The sequence below is a fragment of the Microbispora sp. CL1-1 genome, from assembly GCF_012034195.1.
GTDB lineage: Bacteria > Actinomycetota > Actinomycetes > Streptosporangiales > Streptosporangiaceae > Microbispora.
Genome location: NZ_JAATEK010000003.1, coordinates 52,541 through 70,804 on the forward strand (window position 1 = coordinate 52,541; position 18,264 = coordinate 70,804).

Sequence of the window (18,264 nt, forward strand, 5' to 3'; positions counted from 1 at the left end):
CAGCCTTGCCATAATTACGGACACACCGGCCATACAGATCTAACCAGACAGATCCATTCAGCCGGACGAGTCCTCGATGAGAGCGACGATCTCCGCGTCGCCGAACATGCGGGCGGCGTCGACGGCCGACGGCGTCCCGGCGTAGCGATCGGCTCCCAGCTCCAGCAGCGCCCGCACGACCTCGGGCTCCTTCTTGAACACCGCACCGGCGAGCGGGGTCTGCCCGCGGTCGTTGGCGAGGTCGGGGTCCGCGCCCCGCTCGACCAGGGCGCGTACGGTGGCGGCGTGGCCGTGGTAGGCCGCCAGCATGAGCAGCGTGTCGCCCTTCTGGTTGCGCAGGTCGACGGGCACGCCCGCGTCGACGTACGCGCACAGCGCCTCGGTCCGCCCCGACCTCGCGAGGTCGAAGAGCCTGGTGGCGAACTCCTCCATCTCAGGGTCCGGCTCCTTGTTCCCCATGGTCCAACGGTAAGGTCGCCGCTACCCCTCCGGAATCGACCGGGGGTCCCGTAGGTTCAGTAGGTAAAGACTTCGTGAGAAAGGCTGGGACACGTGTCCGACCCCACGGATCTCTATCGGCTCGACGGGGACCTGCCCGAGCTGACCGATCCGGTGCTGCTCTACCACTTCGAGGGGTTCGTCGACGCCGGCGCCGCCGGACGGCTCGCCCTGGGGCACCTCCTCGCCGAACTGGAGCACCGGGTCATCGCGACCTTCGACGTGGACCGGCTGATCGACTATCGGTCCCGCCGCCCGGCGATGACCTTCGACACCGATCACTGGAGCGACTACGACACCCCTGAGCTGGTCGTCTACCTGACCAAGGACGTCACGGGCACGCCGTTCCTCATCCTGAGCGGGCCGGAGCCCGACCGGGAGTGGGAGCTGTTCACCGAGGCCGTCGGCATGCTGGTGACCCGGCTCGACATCGGCAAGCTGGTGACCGTCCACGGCATCCCGATGGGCGTCCCGCACACCCGGCCGCTCGGCCTGACGGCCCACGCCACCCGCCCCGACCTCGTGAACGGGCAGACCAGCCCCTTCGGCAAGGTCCGCGTGCCGGGGAGCCTCGCCGCGCTCATCGAGTTCCGCCTCGGGACGAAGGGCCACGACGCGCTCGGCTACGCCGTCCACGTGCCCCACTACCTCGCCCAGGCGGAGTATCCGCAGGCCGCCGTGGCGGCGCTGGAGGCCGTCACCCGCGGCACCGGGCTGGTCTTCCCCATGGACACGCTCAGGGACGCGGCCGACAAGACCAACGTCGAGATCGAGGAGCAGATCGCGGCGTCCGAGGAGCTCGCCGGGGCCATCCGCGGCCTGGAGCAGCAGTACGACGCGTTCCAGTCGGGCACCGAACGGGAGAGCCTGCTGGCCGAGGAGGTGAAGATGCCCACGGGCGACGAGCTCGCCGCCCAGTTCGAGGCGTTCCTCGCCGAACGGGACGAGGGCGACGCCTGAGCCGCCCCTCCGCCGCGCTTGAACCGTTCGAAGGACTCCCGCGCCTCATGCCGCCCTCAGATTTCCCCGAAATCCGCGTCGGACTGGTCGGTTTCGGTCCGGCCGGATCCTTCTTCCACGCGCCGCTGATCGCCGCCACGCCGGGGCTGCGCCTCGCCGCCGTCGTCACCCGCGACCCCTCCAGGGCCGAGCGGGTCCGTGCCGGCCATCCCGGCGCGGCCGTCGTCCCCGCCGCGGACGACCTGTGGGACCACTGCGATCTCGTGGTGATCGCGTCGCCGAACCGCACCCACGTGCCCCTGGCGACCGAGGCGATCAAGGCCGGGCTTCCCGTGGTCGTGGACAAGCCGCTGGCCGGCGCCGCCGCGGAGGCCCGCGACCTCGTACGGCTCGCGCGCGACCGCGGGCTGATGCTGACGGTCTTCCAGAACAGGCGCTGGGACGGCGACTTCCTGACGCTGCGCCGCGTGCTGCCCGAGCTGGGCGAGGTCCACCGGTTCGAGTCGCGGTTCGAGCGGTGGCGGCCGGTGCCCAAGGGCGGCTGGCGCGAGTCGGGCGGGCCGGAGGATGTCGGCGGCACCCTCTACGACCTCGGCAGCCATCTGGTGGACCAGGCGCTGCGGTTGTTCGGCCCGGTCTCCCACGTGTACGCGGAGACCGACGTCAGGCGGGACGGGGTGCGCAACGACGACGACGCGTTCGTGGCGCTGACCCACCGGAACGGGACCCGGTCGCACCTGTGGATGAGCGCGGTGGCCGCCGACCTCGGCCCGAGGTTCCGCGTGCTCGGCTCCCGCGCGTCCTACGTGAAGTGGGGCCTGGACCCCCAGGAGGAACGCCTGCGGGCGGGCGAGCGGCCGGACGCCGCCGGCTTCGGCCCAGGCGGCGGCCCGGGTGAGGGTACGGGAGCCGGATGGGGCGCGGAGGCCCCGGAGCGCTGGGGCACGCTCGGAGCCGAGGGCGACTGCCGCCGGGTGCCCACCGAGCCCGGGGCCTACCAGCGGTTCTATGAGGGAGTCGTGGCCTGCCTGCGGGACGGCGCGCCGCCGCCGGTCGAGCCGGACGACGCCGTGGACGCGATCGCCGTGCTGGAGGCCGCCGTCCTGTCGGCGACCCGCGGCCAGGTGGTCGGCCTCCCCGGCCGGGAGGAATAGCACCCGACCGGGGAGGAGCACCCGGCAGGGAGGAATAGCAGCCGGCAAGGCGAAGTCGCCTGGGGAGGGAGTGGCGCCCGCTCACTCCGCGGGCCGCGCCGCCGCGGCGTCCGGGACGGGCGGGGCGGTGGCGAGCCTGCGGACGGCCTCGATCACCGTCTCGCGCCGCCGGGCGAACGCGGCCTCCTCGGTCTCCTCGTCCAGGACGAGGCGGCACATCCGGGGCACCGCGAAGTTCCACGAGATCAGGCCCATGACGGTGAACAGCAGATCTTGGGCCGCGCGGACCCGCGCATCCTCGGGAAGGTGGCCGGCCGGGCCCGCGTCGGCGAGCTGACCGGCCTTCTCGCGGAAGGCGTCGCGCCGCTCCCGCTCGCTCTCGCCGGGCTCGTCGCGCACCTCCAGCGCCTCCCACAGCAGCAGCCTGATCAGCTCCGGGTGCTCCCGATACCAGTCGAACATCTGCCCGACCGACTCTGCCACCGCGCCGGGGTCGACGGAGACGGAGGCGCGGACCTCCTCCAGCTTCGCCCGCACGACGGCGGCGAACAGCTTCTCCTTGCTGCCGTAATAGAGGTAGATGGCCTGCTTGTTGGCCTTGGCGGCCGTCGCGATGCGGTCCACCCTGGCCCCGGCCAGCCCGTGCTCGGCGAACTCGGCGATGGCGGCGTCGAAGATCCTCCGTCTGGTGTCCTCCGCGTCGTAGGCCATGGACGAATTAAACCATCCGGTTGACTCCGCCCCGTACGAGCGGCAGTATCGGGGTCGGCAATAAAACAACCAGATGGTTTATTTCACCGAGAGGCTCTCCCATGAGCACTGCGACACCCATCCCCGTACGGTCGCCGCTGCCCGGCGCGCTCTCCGGCGCGACCGTCGTCCTCGTCGGCGGAAGCTCGGGCATCGGGCTGGCGGCGGCCGTCCTGCTGCGGTCGATCGGCGCCCGCGTCGTGCTGGTCGGCCGCGACCCCGACCGGCTGGAGGCCGCCGCCTCCCGGGTGCGAGGCTCGGGCCCGGACGACGCCGTGCTGGGCGTCACCGGTGACGGCGGCGACGAGCGGACCCTCGCGGAGGCGTTCGACCGGGCGGGCCGGGTCGACCACGTGTACGTCACCGCGGGCGGCATCAGCGGCGCCGGCCCGCTGGCCGCCCTCTCGGCCGACGACATCCGCACGACCCTCGGCTCGGGCTCCCTTCAGACGGCCTTCACGGTCGCCCGCGCGGCGGCGACCCGGCTTCCCGCGGGCGGCTCGCTCACGTTCAGCTCGGGCATCCTCGTGGTCCGCCCCGCTCCCGGGATGACCGTCCCGCTGTCGGCCGCCGGCGCCGTGGAGACCCTCACCAGGGCACTCGCCGTGGAGCTCGCCCCCGCACGGGTGCGCGTGAACGCCGTACGCTACGGCCGGATCGACACCCCGCTCCTGCGTTCGCTGCCGGGGCTGGACTCCGACGACGCGGTCGCCGCCGCCGGGACGTCCGTCCCCCTCGGCCGCTTCGGCACCGCCGAGGAGGCCGCCGCCACGGCCGTCTTCCTCATGGCCAACAACCACGTCACCGGCCAGGTCATCACCGTGGACGGCGGCGAGACCCTCGTCTGAACCCGCCCGCGCCGGCCGTCAGTCGCGCAGCCGGCCGCGCAGGGCCTCGGTGTCGGCGTCGGTCCAGCCGTGGGCGCGCAGCCAGGCGAGAGGGCCGCCGAACCGGTCGTCCAGCGTCGCCAGGAACTGCCCCATGTATTCGGGCCGCGGCAGGTGGCTGTCGGCCGGCTTCGAGTCGAGGTCCTCGCGGTAGGTGCGGCTGGCGCGCAGCCGGGCGAGGATGCCCTCCAGCCGTTCGCCGGTGGCGACGTAGTCCTCGATGATCGCCTCCCGGGTGGCGCCCGCGACGGCGAGCGCCAGGGCGCAGACCACTCCGGTGCGGTCCTTGCCCGCCGCGCAGTGGACCACGGCCATGCCGTCGTCACGGGCGAGCACCCGCAGGGCGGCCACCACCGAGTCGGGCCGGTCCCGCAGATATCCGTAGTAGTAGCCGGTCACGCGGAGCTCGGCCAGGTCCTCCTCGGCCCGCTCGCCCTGCCACGGCAGTGCCCGCTCGTCGACCGTGTCGGCCTCGACGTCGGTGAGGTGCCCGCCCTCCGCGAACAGGCTGTGGTGGTGGATGCCGACCTCCGGCAGGCGGGTCAGCGGACCGGGCCCCTCCAGGCGTACCTCGGTGTGCGACCGCAGGTCGACCACGTGCCGCAGCTTGAGGTCGCCCACGAGCAACGCCACGTCATTGTCGGTCAGGCCCTGCAGGTTGTCGGCCCGCAGGATCCGGCCGGGCGCCGTGGTCCCGCCGTCCACCGTGGGCAGGCCGCCGAGGTCCCGTACGTTCGCCGCGCCTTCCAGAACGATCCAACGCTCGTATGCATTCATCGAGCCGAGCCTAACCGGCCCGCTATGACGGAAGAATGAGTGCAGAGTGAATATCTGCACCATCCGTCGCATCGATCCCGATAATGACCTAAAAGTCCCTTCCAAGGCGGACGAGCTGCCGACTCTTACCCCTGACGGTCAACTTCTCACCCGGTCATCGCCAAACAGCCGTAATGTATGGCCTCGCGGACGCTTTTCGATCAACGGGCTCGGCGGAGCGATCGGAAGCGTGGCCGCGACGGACCGCCCCCAGCGACACCCAGATGGAGGATCCCGGATGGCACGGCCGGCGCACCGGTTGACCATGGCCGCTCTCGCCCTCGCCGTCAGCGGCGTGACCGTGGCGCTTCCCATGGCGCCGGTCCACGCGGAGTCCCTCACGGCCGCGCGCACCGCGACCGCCACGCCCTCCGCCGTCCGGGGGCTCGCGGCGGCGGCCGCCCCGCGGCGTACGGCCGCGCCGAGGCCCGGTGACGACTCGCGCGCGCAGCACCGCCTGGTCGGCGCCTGGACCACCGCGACCGACCGGATCAGCGCGGCCCTCGGCGGGCAGACCATACGCATGGTCGTGCGCGCCAGCGTCGGCGGCACCGGCATGCGCCTGCGTCTGTCCAACCTCTTCGGGGCGGCGCCGGTGACGTTCGCCGACGTCCACGTGGGCGTCCAGGCGTACGGCGCCGAGATCATCGCGGGCACCAACCGGCCGGTGACCTTCCGCAAGCGCACCTCGGTCAAGGTGCCGCCGGGCCAGGCCGTCTGGAGCGATCCGATCCCGGGCCGGGTCGCCGGCGGATCGGCCCTGGTCGTCAGCCTCCACCTGCCCGGCACGGTCAGGGGCGTGACCGGGCACGAACGCGCCTACAGCACCACCTACCTGTCCGAGCCGGGGGACTTCGCGGCGGAGGAGAGCGGCGAGGGCTTCACCTACACGAGCACCCAGTGGTACTTCCTCGACCGGATCGCGGTCGAGGCGGGCGCGACCACGATCGGCTCGGTGGTCGCGTTCGGCGACTCGATCACCGACGGCACCGGCCAGGCCGTCGACGCCAACCGCCGCTGGACCGACTATCTGCGGCAGCGGCTGGCCCGCCAGTCGCAGTCGCGGCGGCTGGGCGTGCTCAACGCCGGCATCGCCGGAAACCGGCTGCTGCACTCCAACGTCGGCCCGAGCGGGGTCAGCCGGTTCTACCGCGACGCGCTCAGCCAGCCCGGGGTGCGCACGGTGGTGATCTACGAGGGGATCAACGACATCTCCCGGGGCGAGTACACCTCGATCAAGCCGCTCGTTTACGGATACAAGCGGCTGGTCCAGGCGGCGCACGCCCGCAAGGTCAAGGTGCTGGTCGCGACGCTCACCCCGTTCTACGGTTTCGGCACCTGGACCCCGGAGCGCGAGGAGCTCCGGCAGCGGCTGAACACGTGGATCCGCACGAGCAAGATGTTCGACGGCGTGCTCGACTTCGACCGGGCCGTACGCGACCCCGACTTCCCCGAGCAGCTCGCCGTCCCGTACGACTCGGGTGACCACCTGCACCTCAGTGACGCCGGGCGGCTCGCGCTCGCCGACGCGGTGAACCTCCGCATGCTCTGATCCCGGAACGGCCACGGGGTCGCTACCGTGTGACCATGGTCGCCCCCCTTGAGCCAGACGACCCGCGCACGCTCGGCGGGTTCCGTATCAGCGGCCGTCTCGGCGAGGGCGGCCAAGGCGTCGTCTATCTGGGACACGCCCCGGACGGCGCCCCGGTCGCGGTCAAGGTGCTCAAGACCGGGCTCGACCCCGTCGTCCGGGCACGGCTGGCGCGCGAGCTCGACGTCCTGCGCAGCGTCGCCCCCTTCTGCACCGCCAGGGTGATCACGGCGATGGTGGACGGGCGCGAGCCGTACGTCGTGAGCGAGTTCGTCGATGGCCCCTCGCTGCAGCAGCGGGTGGCGGCGTCGGGCCCGCTGCGCGGGGGCGAGCTGGAACGGCTCGCGGTGGGGACGGCGACCGCGCTGGCGGCGATCCACGGCGCGGGCATCGTGCACCGCGACTTCAAGCCGGCCAACGTGCTGCTGGGGCCGGACGGCCCCCGCGTGGTCGACTTCGGCATCGCCCGCCACGACGAGAGCGAGACGATGACCGCGGGCCCGGTGGGCACCCCGGCCTACCTGGCGCCCGAGCAGATCGCGGGGCATCCGGCCTCTCCCGCCTCCGACGTGTTCGCGTGGGGCGCGACGATCGTCTTCGCCGCCTCCGGCAGGGCGGCGTTCGGCGCCGGGAACGTCGCCGCCGTGCTGCACCGGATCATGACGACCTTCCCCGATCTGACGCCGGTGCCCCCGCCCCTGCGGGCGCTGGTCGAACGCTGCCTCGCCAAGGATCCCGCCGTCCGCCCCACCGCCCGCGACCTGCTGCTCGAACTGGTCGGCACCCCGACCGTCCCGGGGCGTACGGGGGCGGCGGCGAACGTCTCTCCCGGCGGGCCCGCGCAGCCGTACGATCCGACTTCGGCGACCTCGCCGTCGGCGAGCCCGGCCGGAGCGCATACCGCCCCCGGAGGCGGAGCGGCGGACACCATGCCCGGGGGCGGCCGGGGCGGGTCGCGCCTGCGGGTCCTGGCCGGGGCCGGCGCCGCCGTGGTGGCTCTCGGGATCACCGCCGCGCTGCTGGTGCCGCGCCTGGCCGCGATGTCCGGCGGGCCGTCCCCCACGCCCCTGCCGACCGCGCCCTCGTACGTCCAGAGCACGGAGGCGGCGAGCCCGGCGCCGACCGGTGCCACGACGACAGACGCGGGCGGATACGGCGGCGGGACGGACCCGGCGACCGCATCCGCGCCCGCGGGCATCCCCCAGGCGTTCGAGGGAAAGTGGCGGGGGCACATCGCACCCACCGCCGGTCTCCTCACGAGCGAGTACGACATCGAGATCGAGCTGAAGGCCGGCGAGCCGTCCGGCAGATGGAAGGAGCCGGCGAACTCCTGCGACGGCACGCTGCGGCTGACGGGGGCGTCCGGCTCGGCGCTCACGTTCCGGCTGGAGGACGTCCCGAAGTGCGTCCCCGGCGACGTCGTGCTCACCCGGCGGGGGAACGCCCTCGCCTATCGCCACACCGACGACCTCGGCCTGTTCGCCTACGAGGGGACCCTCACCAAGGACTCCTGATCCTGGCGTTCCGGCGGGGCGGGGCCGTGCTGTCGCGCACCACGAGGGTGGTGCCGAGCTCGACGAGCGTCTCGGACGGCCGTTCCCCGTCGGCCAGCGCCAGCACCATCCGCGCGGCGGTGGCGCCGATCTCGAAGAACGGCTGGCGTACCGTCGTCAACGGCGGCGCCACCCAGGCGCAGTGCTCGATGTCGTCGAACCCGACGACGCTGAGGTCGTCGGGGATGCGCAGACCGGCGAGCCGGGCGGCCTCGTAGACGCCGAACGCCTGCAGGTCGTTGCCGCACACGATGGCCGTCGGAGGGTCGGGCAGGGCCAGCAGCTCCGCCCCGAGGTCCCGGCCGTACTCGTACAGGAACGGCCCGTCACGCATGAGCCGTTTGTCGAACGGGACGCCCGCGGTGTCCAGGGCGGCGCGGACGCCGTCGAGGCGCGCCCGCGAGGCCAGGAAGTCGGCCGGCCCGGTGATCACGCCGATCCGCCGGTGCCCCAGGTCGAGCAGGTGCCGGGTGGCCGCGAGCGCACCGCTCCAGCCGGTCGATCCCACCGACGGCGTGGGATGCACGTCCCCGGTGGGGTCCAGCGCCACGAGGGGGACGCCCGCGGCCTCGAACAGGTCGCGGTGCTCGGTGGTGAATCCGGAGACGACGGCGATCACCCCCACCGGCTGCCGCAGCAACAGGGGTTCCACCCAGGGCAGGCCCGCCGTGACTCGTGAACGTACGTCGGTGAAGCCGACGAAGAGCTGACGGGTGGCCGCGACCTGCTCGACGCCCCGCATGATCTCGACGGCGATGGAGCCCAGCATGTTGCTGCACACCACCTCCAGGCCGTACGCCGACCCGGCGGGCACCTGCCTGCGGAACCCGTGCTCGCGCAGGAGCGCCTCCACCCGCTGCCGGGTGCTCTCCCCCACGCCGGTCCGGCCGTGCAGCACCTTCGAGACCGTCGGCGGTGAGACCCCGGCGAGCTCGGCGATCGCGGCGACGCTGAGGTCGCCGCGCCGAGGGCCTCGGAGCCTGCGCGACCGGCCTCCCTCGATCATGAGCCGAGTCTACGGGACACGGTCCGCCGTCATCCGCGTACGAACGGCTGCGAAACGCTCATCTCGGCATCTCCGGTGTGAGCGCGGTGACCTCGGGTAGTGCGAGCGCGTCCACGCACAGGAGGAAACCCATGGCAACCGACGTCATCAGCCTGATCAAGGAAGATCACCGCGACGTGGAGTCGCTGTTCGAACGGCTCCGGAAGATGCCGGAGAACCGGCCGGCTCTCCTCGCGGAGCTGGCGGCGAAGTTCATCGCCCACAGCGAGGGCGAGGAGGACGAGGTCTACCCCGTGCTCGCCAGGCGGCGGCCCGACGAGAAGGAGGAGGTCCACCACGGAGCCGAGGAGCACCACGAGGCCGAGGAGATGATCTCCCGGCTCCTGGAGACCGCCCCGGAGAGCCCCGAGTTCGAGACACTGCTGCACGAGCTGATCGAGGCGGTGACGCACCACGTCGAGGAAGAGGAGCACGACATCCTCCCGGTGCTGGAGAAGGCCGTCCCCTTCGAGGAGCGGGTGCGGCTCGGCAAGGCGTTCAGCAAGCGGAAGGCCGAGGTGCTCGCCGCGCCGATCAAGCCGCGCTCGCGGACGAAGGACGAGCTGCTGCACCAGGCCAAGGAGCTGGGCGTCGACGCCGCGTCGGGGATGACCAAGGACGAGCTGGTCTCCGCCGTCAAGCAGCAGAAGCAGGCGCAGAGCTGAACCGGGTCGCGGCGCCGCCGGTTCCCCGGCCGGCCGTCACAGGCAGGCGTACAGCGCCGCGATCATGGGTTCCCACCTCGGGTCGGGGCCGGCCGCGCTGACGACGAGACCGCTCGGCGTGTAGGCCAGGCACCTCTCTGGAGGGAGAAGCTCGCGCGTAGCTGATTTCTGCCGACATCAACGGGCACGGAAAGTGATCGTAATACAACAGAGCATGTTCGGGAGATCTTTCGGAGTATCCGCAGCGGCGGCCGCCCCCTCCTTGGGACAGCATCGGCCGGACCGCTCCATGCCCGAATACCCTGGCAGCTTCGGAGGTCAGGTGAGGGTGGGGACCAGGCGGACGAGATCGGTGAGGCCGTCGGCAACGAGGTCGGCCCGGGCGGCGTCCGGGCGCTCGGAGTGCAGGTAGCCCCAGGGTCCCCGGCGCAGCAGGGCCGTACGCATCCCGGCACGCGCGGCCGGCAGGACGTCGTTGTCGAGACGGTCGCCGACGTAGAGGATCTCCCCCGGCTCATGCCCGCAGACGGCCGCGACCTTGGCGAAGAACCCGGGGTCGGGCTTCTCCACCCCCCATCCCGCCGAGGTGTGGATCGCGTCCACCGGCAGGTCCATCGCGACCAGCGCGTCGTACGCCTGGGGCGGCTGGTTGCCCGCGACGATCAGGTCGTAGCCGGCCTCCCGCAGGGCCGCCAGGGCGTGCCGCACGTCCGGGTAGAGGTCCTCGGCGTCGAAGTTCTCGCGCAGCCCGTCGGGGTCCTCGCGCCGCCACGCCTCGATCTCGGCGTCGAGGTCGATCCTCGGCCTGATCAGCTCGAACGCCTCCCGGTGGCTGCGGTCGAGCGCGGCCATGCCGCCGAGGACCCCCATGAAGGTCAGGCGCGGCACGCCCAGCCGGTCGGCCCACCGGGACCAGATCCGGGTCTCGTCGATGAGCGTCTCTCCCACGTCGAACACGAGCGCCCGGACCATAACCGCCTCTCCCTTTCGTCCTGTTACGGCCGCAACTCTACGGTGTGCCGTAACATCGCCCAACGTGAGCGAGACTCGGTATGCCCTGAACGGCATGGTGTGCACAGTCGATCATCTGGCCTCGGCGGCGGGGGTCGCCATGCTGGACAAGGGCGGGAACGCGGTGGATGCGGCCATCGCCGCCAACGCCGTACTGGCGGTCACCGCCCCCCATATGTGCGGTCTCGGCGGCGACCTGTTCGCCCTCGTCCACGACGGCGCCGTGAGCGCGCTCAACGCCTCGGGCCGGGCGGGCTCGGGCGCCGATCCCGACCGGCTGCGCGCCGAGGGCCTCGACCGGATGCCCCACCTGTACGACATCCGCTCGGTGCCGGTGCCCGGCTGCGCCGACGGGTGGCTGGCGCTGCGCGAGCGGTGGGCCCGCCTGCCGCTCGGCGACCTGCTGGCCCCCGCGATCCGCCTCGCGACGGAGGGCTTCCCCGCCTCGCCGCTGCTCGCCCCGGGCGGGGAGTTCATCGGCTCGCTGGCCGGAGCCCGGGACTTCGCGGCCGTCCGCCGCGCCGGGGACGTGATCCGCAGGCCCGGCGTCGCCAGGGCGCTCACCGCGCTCGCCGAGGGCGGCCGCGCGGCGTTCTACCAGGGCGAGTTCGGCAAGGGCCTGCTGGAGCTGGGCCGCGGTGAATACACCGAGGAGGACCTGGCCCGGCCGAACGCCGACTGGGTGGAGCCGCTGAGCGTCGAGGCGTTCGGGCACCGGGTCTGGACCGTTCCGCCGAACTCCCAGGGCTACCTGCTCCTGCTTGCCCTGGAGATCCTCGCCGAACTGGATCGGCCCGCCGACCCGGCCGACCCGCGCTGGGCCCATCTGCTGGTGGAGGCGGCCAGGGCGGCCGGGCACGACCGCCTGGACGTCCTGCACGAGGCCGCCGTCGCGCCGCTCGGCACGGCCGCCGCGCGCCGCGCGATGATCGACACCGAGCGGCGCTCCCCCGTGCCCGACGCTCCCGCCGGGCCGGGCGACACGACGTACCTGTGCGTAGTCGACGGCGACGGCATGGGCGTCTCGCTCATCCAGTCGAACGCCTCGGGCTTCGGCAGCCTGCTCTTCGAGCCCAACACCGGGATCAACCTGCACAACCGCGGCATCGGCTTCTCGCTCACGCCCGGCCACCCCGCGGAGTACGGCCCGGGCCGGCGGCCGCCCCACACGCTGTGCCCGGCGCTGATCACCCGGCCGGACGGGGCGCTGCGCACGGTCATCGGCACGATGGGCGGCGACGCGCAGCCGCAGATCCTGCTGCAGCTCGTCACCCGGCTGCTCGCCCACGACCAGACGCCCGGCGAGGCGATCGGCGCCCCCCGCTGGGCGCTCGGCAGCGGCACCGGCTTCGACACCTGGCGGTCCGCCCCCGTCGTGGAGGTCGAGGAGGGCGCGCCGTGGGCCGACGGCCTGCGCGAGCGCGGGCACACGGTCGAGCCGGTGGAGTGGGGCTCCGGCTTCGGCCACGCCCACATGATCGACCGGCTCCCGTCGGGCGTGCTCGCCGGGGCGGCCGACCCCCGCGCGCTGATCGGCGCCGCACTCGGCCGCTGAGCGGTATCGCCGCACCGTGTCGCCGCACCGTGTCGGCGAGCGGTGTCGGCGAGCGGTGTCGGCGAGCGGTGTCGGCGAGCGGTGTCGCTGAGTCGTCTCGCTCAGTCGCTTCGCCGGGGCCCCTGCCGCTGAGCACCTCTGCCGCCGAGTTCCGGCGGCAGGGGGCCCGGCGCTCGGGTCAGCCGACCCGGGCGGCGGACTCGACCTGCTGCATGGCCTTGCGGATGCGCTTCTCCGAGATCGGCGTGGGAGTGCCGAGCTGCTGGGCGAAGAAGCTCACCCGCAGCTCCTCGATCATCCACCGGATGTCCCGTACGGCCGCGGCGTCCCGCTCCTCGGGCTTCAGCCGGTCGAGCAGGTCGCGATACTCGTCCTCGATGTCGTGCACGCGGTGCATCCACTCGCGGTCGCGGCGGGGGTCGTCGGGGAGCTTGTCGAGCCGGCGCTCGACCGCCCGCAGATAGCGGTGCACGTCGGGCAGCCGGTCGTATCCCGTCTCGGTGACGAACCCGTCGTGCACCAGCCCGTCGAGCTGGTCGGCGATGTCGGCCTTGAGGTCGGCCGCCCCGCCGCCCAGCGCGCCGAGCCGGTTCTGCGCGGCGTGCCAGACCGCCAGCACGCGCTCCACCCGGGAGACGACCTCCTCGGTCGTCTCGAACAGCGAGGCGCGCACGTGGTCGCGCAGCCGCTCGAACCCGGCCTCGTCCCAGACGGGCCCGCCCGCCTGGGCCATGAGCTTGTCGGCGGCGCACGCCGTGCAGTCGTCGAACAGGGCGGCGGCCCCGCCGTGCGGGCTGCGGCTGAGCGCGAGCTTCTGCGCGGTGGTCAGGGTGCGCAGGATGGACTTGGCCGGGCTGACCACGTTGAGCAGCAGCAGCCTCCTGGTGCCCGCCCACATGGCCCGGTCGCGCTCGCGCACGGTCTCGAACATCCGGACCGCGACGCTCGTGCCCTCGTCCACCAGGGCCGGGTAGGCCCGCAGCCTGCCCTGCTCGAACACCTGCGGCAGCGTGCCGATCGTCCAGCCGTGCAGGCCGTCGCGTTCGAGGTCGTCGGCGGCCTTCGACAGCGTGGCGCGCAGCTTCGGCGCGAGCCGCCGCTTGAGCGCCTCCAGGTCCTTGTCCTCGTCCACCGTGCGCTTGCGGTCGTCGATCACCCGGTAGGTGATCCGCAGGTGGGCGGGGAGCTGGTCGAGGGCCCACGCGTCGCGCGGCACCTCCACCCCGGTCAGCACCCGCAGCTCGCGCTCCAGCGCCTCCAGGATCGGCTCGCCCCCGGGCCGTACGCGTTCCAGCACGGCCTTGGCGTAGTTGGGGGCGGGCACGAAGTTGCGGCGCAGGTTCTTCGGCAGCGACCGGATGAGCGCGGTGACGAGGTCCTCGCGCAGGCCGGGGATCTGCCAGTCGAAGCCGGTCGGGTCGACCTGGTTGAGCACCGCGAGCGGGATGTGGACGGTCACGCCGTCGGCCTCGCCCGTCTCCACCGCGCCGGGCTCGAAGCGGTAGGTCAGCCGCATCCGCTGGCCGTTCTGCCGCCAGGCGTCGGGGTAGTCCCTGGCGCTGACCCCGGCGCTGTCGTTGACCAGCATCTCCGGCGAGAACGTCAGCAGGTCGGGCGTCTCCCGCGACACCTTCTTCCACCAGCTGTCGAAGTGCCTGCCCGAGACCACGTCGGCGGGGATCCGCTGGTCGTAGAAGTCGAACAGCGTCTCGTCGTCCACGAGGATGTCGCGGCGGCGGGCCTTCTCCTCCAGCCGCTCGACCTCTTCGAGCAGCTTGCGGTTCTCGTGGAAGAACTTGTGGTGGGTGCGCCAGTCGCCGTCGACCAGCGCGTGCCGGATGAACAGCTCCCGGCTCAGCTCGGGGTCGATGCGGCCGTAGTTGACCTTCCGCTCGGTCACGATCGGCACGCCGTACAGCGTGACCTTCTCCAGCGCGACGACGGCGGCCTGGTCCTTCTCCCAGTGCGGCTCGCTGTAGGTGCGTTTGACCAGGTGCTGCGCGAGGGGCTCGATCCAGCCGGGCTCGATCTTGGCGTTGACCCGGGCCCACAGCCGGGAGGTCTCCACCAGCTCGGCCGACATCACCCACTGCGGCTGCGCCTTGGCCAGGGCCGAGCCGGGGAAAATCGCGAAGCGCGCGTTGCGGGCACCGATGTACTCCGTGATCGGCCTGCGGCCCTCCTGCCTGCGCTTCTCGACGACGTCCTTGACCCCGATGTGCGACAGCAGGCCGGCCAGCAGCGACTGGTGGATCCGCTGGGGATCGGCGGGAACGCTGTTGGGCACGACGTTCAGCGTCCTGGCCACCTGGCGGAGCTGGCTGTCGATGTCCTGCCACTCGCGTACGCGCAGGTAGTTGAGGAACTCGGCCTTGCACAGCCGCCGGAACGCGCTCGACGACAGCTCCTTCTGCTTTTCGCGCAGGTAGTTCCAGAGGTTGAGATAGGTCAGGAAGTCCGATTCCTTGTCGGCGAAGCGGCGGTGCTTCTCGTCGGCCGCCTGCTGCTTGTCGGCCGGCCGCTCGCGCGGGTCCTGGATCGACAGCGCGGCCGCGATGATCATCACCTCGCGGGCGCAGCCGTTCTTGTCGGCCTCCAGCACCATCCGGGCGAGGCGGGGGTCCACCGGGAGCTGGGCCAGCTTGCGCCCGAGCGGCGTGAGCTGCGGGCCCTTCCTCGCCTCCCGCTTCCCGGAATCGCGGGCCGCGCCCTTCCCGGAATCCCGGCCTGCGTCCCTCCTCGTCTCCCGGCCTGTGCCCTTGTCCGCCTCCCGGCCGTCGCCCCTGTCGGTCTCCTGGCCCGCGCCCCTGTCGGCGCCCTTGTCCTCAAGGGCGCCGAGTTCGAGCAGCAGGTTGACGCCGTCCCTCACCTGACGGCTGTCCGGCGGCTCCACGAACGGGAACGCCGCGATGTCCCCCAGGCCCAGCGACGTCATCTGCAGGATGACGCTCGCCAGGTTCGTACGGAGGATCTCGGGATCGGTGAACTCCGGCCGGGAGAGGAAGTCCTCCTCGGAGTAGAGCCGGATGCACACGCCGTCCGACGTACGGCCACAGCGGCCCTTGCGCTGGTTGGCCGACGCCTGGGAGATCGGCTCGATCGGCAGCCGCTGGACCTTCAGCCGGTGGCTGTAGCGGGAGATCCGCGCCGTGCCCGGGTCGACCACGTATTTGATGCCGGGAACGGTCAGCGAGGTCTCGGCGACGTTGGTGGCCAGCACGATCCGCCTGCCCCGGTGGGGCTGGAAGACCCGGTGCTGCTCGGCGGCCGACAGCCGCGCGTAAAGCGGGAGGACCTCCTCGGGACGGCCCTTGAGCGCGTCGGCGGTGTCGCGGATCTCCCGCTCGCCGCTGAGGAAGACCAGGATGTCGCCCGGCCCCTCGGCGCACAGCTCGTCGACGGCGTCGACGATGGCCTGGGTCTGGTCGTCGTCCTCGTCGACCGGGCGGTAGCGGACCTCCACGGGATAGGTGCGCCCGGACACCTCGATCACGGGCGCCGGCTCCCCGCCCGGCTGGGCGAAGTGCCGGGCGAACCGCTCGGGGTCGATGGTCGCGGAGGTGATGACGACCTTCAGATCGGGCCGTCTGGGGAGGAGCTGCTTGAGATAGCCGAGGATGAAGTCGATGTTGAGGCTGCGTTCGTGCGCCTCGTCGATGATCAGCGTGTCGTACTGCAGCAGCAGCGGGTCGGTCTGCATCTCGGCGAGCAGGATGCCGTCGGTCATCAGCTTGACCAGCGTCCCGTCGCTGGAGTGGTCGGTGAAGCGGACCTTGTAGCCGACCGCCTCCCCCAGCTCGATCGACAGCTCCTCGGCGATGCGCTCGGCGACCGTGCGGGCGGCGATGCGGCGCGGCTGGGTGTGGCCGATGACCCCGTGGACCCCCCGGCCGAGCTCCAGGCAGATCTTGGGGATCTGGGTGGTCTTCCCCGAGCCGGTCTCGCCGGCGACGATGACGACCTGGTGGTCCCTGATCGCGGTGAGCAGGTCGTCCTTGTGCCGGCTGACCGGCAGCTCGGGTGGATAGCTGATAGCGGGGACGGCGGCGCGGCGCGCGGCCACGCGGAGTTCCGCGGCCTCCACGTCCCCCGCGATCTCCTGGACGACGGACTGGCGGGCGGCGCGGTCGCGGACCCGGCGCATGCCGTCGAGACGGCGGCGCAGCCTGCGCTGGTCGCGCAGCATCAGGTCGGGGAGGCGGGCCTGGAGATCGGCGAGCGTGTTCATTCCATGCTCAAGGATAGGCAACGCCCCCCGCCGATCTGCCAGCGGTTTTCCGGCGGCCCTTCCGGGGTGGTGTCAGTGGCGGCGCGCCGGCTGGTACTTGTACCCCACGTTGCGGACGGTCACGATACGGCCCGCGTGCCGGCCCAGCTTGCGGCGCAGCCGAAGGATGTGCACGTCGACCGTACGGCCGCCCTCGTCGTCGTACCGGTCCCAGACGGCAGCCATGAGCTGGCGGCGGTTGTAGACCCGGCCGGGGGCCGAGCTGAGGTAGTCGAGCAGCTCGAACTCCCGGAAGGTCAGCTCGATCTCCTCGCCGCCCGCCCGGGCCACCCGCGCGGCCCGGTCGAGGACCAGGTCCTCCTCGGCCGCGGCCGCCCGCCTCTGCAGGACGGCGGCCGGCTGCTCCGGCGCCTCCGCCGCGACCCCGGCGGGCACCAGGTAGCCCACGATCATCAGCGCGGCGCCGGTCTCCGGCACCGGCAGCACGCCGAGCACGGACCCCTGCCCGAGATCAGGGGGCTCATGGCCCTGCTCGCGCCTTCGTTCCACAAAGTCGATCACGTTCTGGTGGGACATGTCCCTCTCCTTGCCTCGTGGCGTACCGGACGGTGGTGACCGCGGTCGTCAACAGGCGGCGGCGCAGACGCGCAGCAGGTCGATGTGCCGGCGCTGGGTCAACCTCCCCGAGGAGTTCATGAGGCCATCATGACAGTGACATTACCCGCTGTCCAGGTAGGAATAAGGGACTTATATCACTCAAGGAATGTCGGGGGATGCTCAGGGATGCCCCGCGGATGCCACGGGCGTGCGCGCCGCCTCCGCCGCGGCCATCGCCGCGCCGATGATCCCGGCCTCGTTGCGCAGCACGGCGGGCACCACCGGGGTGTCCCCGAGGTCGATGTACGGCAGGAACTTGGCGGCCTTCTTGCTCACGCCGCCACCGATGACGATCAGGGTGGGCGACAGCAGGTCGCGCATGCGCCGCAGGTACTCCTCCACGCGCCGGGCCCACTTCTCCCAGCTCAGGTCCTTCTCCTCGCGCACCCGGTCGGAGGCGCGGTGCTCGGCCTCCTTGCCACGGATCTCGATGTGGCCGAACTCGGTGTTGGGCACCAGCACGCCGTCCACGAAGAGCGCGCTGCCGATGCCGGTGCCGAAGGTCAGCACGAGCACGACCCCGCGCCGGCCCCGCCCCGCGCCGAAGGTCATCTCGGCGACACCGGCGGCGTCCGCGTCGTTGAGCACCACCGCCTGCTTCCCGAACAGGTCAGAGCCACTCACGCCGATCCACGACCTGTCCACGTTGGCCGCCGTTCTGACGACCCCGTCGAGGACCACTCCGGGGAAGGTGACGCCCATCGGGCCGGACCAGTCGAAGTGCGTCACGATCTCGCGTACGGCCTGGGCGACGGCCCCCGGCACGGCGGGCCGCGGCGTGGGGATGCGCAGGCGCTCCCGGGTGAGCGCACCGGCGGCCGTGTCCACCGTGGCGCCCTTGATCCCGGAACCGCCGATGTCGATGCCCAGAACTTCCATGACTCCCCTCCTGGT

At 72.3% G+C, this 18,264-nt stretch carries 15 protein-coding genes; 7 read left to right on the forward strand and 8 right to left on the reverse strand.

Features of this window, described 5'->3' with window-relative positions; genetic code table 11:
* Nucleotides 1–57 precede the first annotated feature (57 nt).
* Nucleotides 58–459 (reverse strand): ankyrin repeat domain-containing protein, encoded by a 402-nt coding sequence (locus tag HCK04_RS04525; protein ID WP_142645606.1) that lies wholly within the window; start codon nucleotides 457–459, stop codon nucleotides 58–60.
* A gap of 93 nt (nucleotides 460–552) precedes the next feature.
* Between HCK04_RS04525 and HCK04_RS04530 the strand changes: the two genes are divergently transcribed.
* Both HCK04_RS04530 and HCK04_RS04535 read left to right on the forward strand, forming a co-directional pair.
* Nucleotides 553–1,458 (forward strand): PAC2 family protein, encoded by a 906-nt coding sequence (locus HCK04_RS04530; RefSeq protein ID WP_142645607.1) that lies wholly within the window; start codon nucleotides 553–555, stop codon nucleotides 1,456–1,458.
* Between the two features lie 47 nt (nucleotides 1,459–1,505).
* Nucleotides 1,506–2,612 carry a Gfo/Idh/MocA family oxidoreductase gene (locus HCK04_RS04535; RefSeq protein ID WP_142645608.1) on the forward strand — a complete coding sequence of 369 codons (1,107 nt, stop codon included), beginning with the start codon at nucleotides 1,506–1,508 and terminating at the stop codon, nucleotides 2,610–2,612.
* An 81-nt stretch (nucleotides 2,613–2,693) separates the two neighbouring features.
* On the opposite strand, the gene HCK04_RS04540 is transcribed toward HCK04_RS04535, so the two are convergent.
* Nucleotides 2,694–3,323, reverse strand: a complete 630-nt coding sequence (locus tag HCK04_RS04540) for a TetR family transcriptional regulator (RefSeq protein ID WP_142645609.1) — start codon at nucleotides 3,321–3,323, stop codon at nucleotides 2,694–2,696.
* A gap of 101 nt (nucleotides 3,324–3,424) precedes the next feature.
* Here HCK04_RS04540 and HCK04_RS04545 point away from each other — a divergent pair, with 101 nt between their 5' ends.
* Nucleotides 3,425–4,210 carry an SDR family oxidoreductase gene (locus HCK04_RS04545; protein WP_142645610.1) on the forward strand — a complete coding sequence of 262 codons (786 nt, stop codon included), beginning with the start codon at nucleotides 3,425–3,427 and terminating at the stop codon, nucleotides 4,208–4,210.
* Between the two features lie 18 nt (nucleotides 4,211–4,228).
* Here HCK04_RS04545 and HCK04_RS04550 read toward each other — a convergent pair whose 3' ends face one another.
* Nucleotides 4,229–5,026 carry a tyrosine-protein phosphatase gene (locus HCK04_RS04550; RefSeq protein WP_142645611.1) on the reverse strand — a complete coding sequence of 266 codons (798 nt, stop codon included), beginning with the start codon at nucleotides 5,024–5,026 and terminating at the stop codon, nucleotides 4,229–4,231.
* Between the two features lie 277 nt (nucleotides 5,027–5,303).
* Between HCK04_RS04550 and HCK04_RS04555 the strand changes: the two genes are divergently transcribed.
* Together HCK04_RS04555 and HCK04_RS04560 are read left to right on the forward strand one after the other, a co-directional pair.
* Nucleotides 5,304–6,617: an SGNH/GDSL hydrolase family protein gene (locus tag HCK04_RS04555; protein ID WP_142645612.1), complete on the forward strand. Its 1,314-nt coding sequence runs from the start codon at nucleotides 5,304–5,306 to the stop codon at nucleotides 6,615–6,617.
* A 35-nt stretch (nucleotides 6,618–6,652) separates the two neighbouring features.
* On the forward strand, nucleotides 6,653–8,170 hold the full coding sequence (locus HCK04_RS04560) for a serine/threonine-protein kinase (RefSeq protein ID WP_205829859.1): 1,518 nt from the start codon (nucleotides 6,653–6,655) through the stop codon (nucleotides 8,168–8,170).
* Here the strand turns inward: HCK04_RS04560 and HCK04_RS04565 are convergent.
* Nucleotides 8,154–9,215, reverse strand: a complete 1,062-nt coding sequence (locus HCK04_RS04565) for a LacI family DNA-binding transcriptional regulator (protein ID WP_142645614.1) — start codon at nucleotides 9,213–9,215, stop codon at nucleotides 8,154–8,156. The two genes, HCK04_RS04560 and HCK04_RS04565, sit on opposite strands and share 17 nt — an antisense overlap.
* Nucleotides 9,216–9,346: 131 nt before the next feature.
* On the opposite strand from HCK04_RS04565, the gene HCK04_RS04570 reads away from it, so the two are divergent.
* Nucleotides 9,347–9,919 (forward strand): hemerythrin domain-containing protein, encoded by a 573-nt coding sequence (locus HCK04_RS04570; RefSeq protein ID WP_142645615.1) that lies wholly within the window; start codon nucleotides 9,347–9,349, stop codon nucleotides 9,917–9,919.
* 318 nt (nucleotides 9,920–10,237) lie between these two features.
* On the opposite strand, the gene HCK04_RS04575 is transcribed toward HCK04_RS04570, so the two are convergent.
* On the reverse strand, nucleotides 10,238–10,891 hold the full coding sequence (locus tag HCK04_RS04575; RefSeq protein WP_142645616.1) for an HAD family hydrolase: 654 nt from the start codon (nucleotides 10,889–10,891) through the stop codon (nucleotides 10,238–10,240).
* A 64-nt stretch (nucleotides 10,892–10,955) separates the two neighbouring features.
* Here HCK04_RS04575 and HCK04_RS04580 point away from each other — a divergent pair, with 64 nt between their 5' ends.
* Entirely contained in the window at nucleotides 10,956–12,485 is a 1,530-nt protein-coding gene (locus tag HCK04_RS04580) for a gamma-glutamyltransferase (protein ID WP_142645617.1), read from the forward strand.
* Nucleotides 12,486–12,663: 178 nt separating this feature from the next.
* Here the strand turns inward: HCK04_RS04580 and hrpA are convergent, their stop codons facing one another.
* The 3 genes from hrpA to ppgK all read right to left on the reverse strand — a co-directional run bounded on the left by hrpA (nucleotide 12,664) and on the right by ppgK (nucleotide 18,249).
* Nucleotides 12,664–16,713 (reverse strand): ATP-dependent RNA helicase HrpA, encoded by a 4,050-nt coding sequence (hrpA, locus tag HCK04_RS04585; RefSeq protein ID WP_142645618.1) that lies wholly within the window; start codon nucleotides 16,711–16,713, stop codon nucleotides 12,664–12,666.
* A gap of 72 nt (nucleotides 16,714–16,785) precedes the next feature.
* A complete protein-coding gene (locus tag HCK04_RS43375) occupies nucleotides 16,786–17,289 on the reverse strand; it encodes a winged helix-turn-helix domain-containing protein (protein ID WP_142645619.1) in 504 nt (167 codons plus the stop codon).
* A gap of 201 nt (nucleotides 17,290–17,490) precedes the next feature.
* Entirely contained in the window at nucleotides 17,491–18,249 is a 759-nt protein-coding gene (gene ppgK / locus HCK04_RS04595; RefSeq protein WP_142645620.1) for a polyphosphate--glucose phosphotransferase, read from the reverse strand.
* Nucleotides 18,250–18,264: the final 15 nt, after the last annotated feature.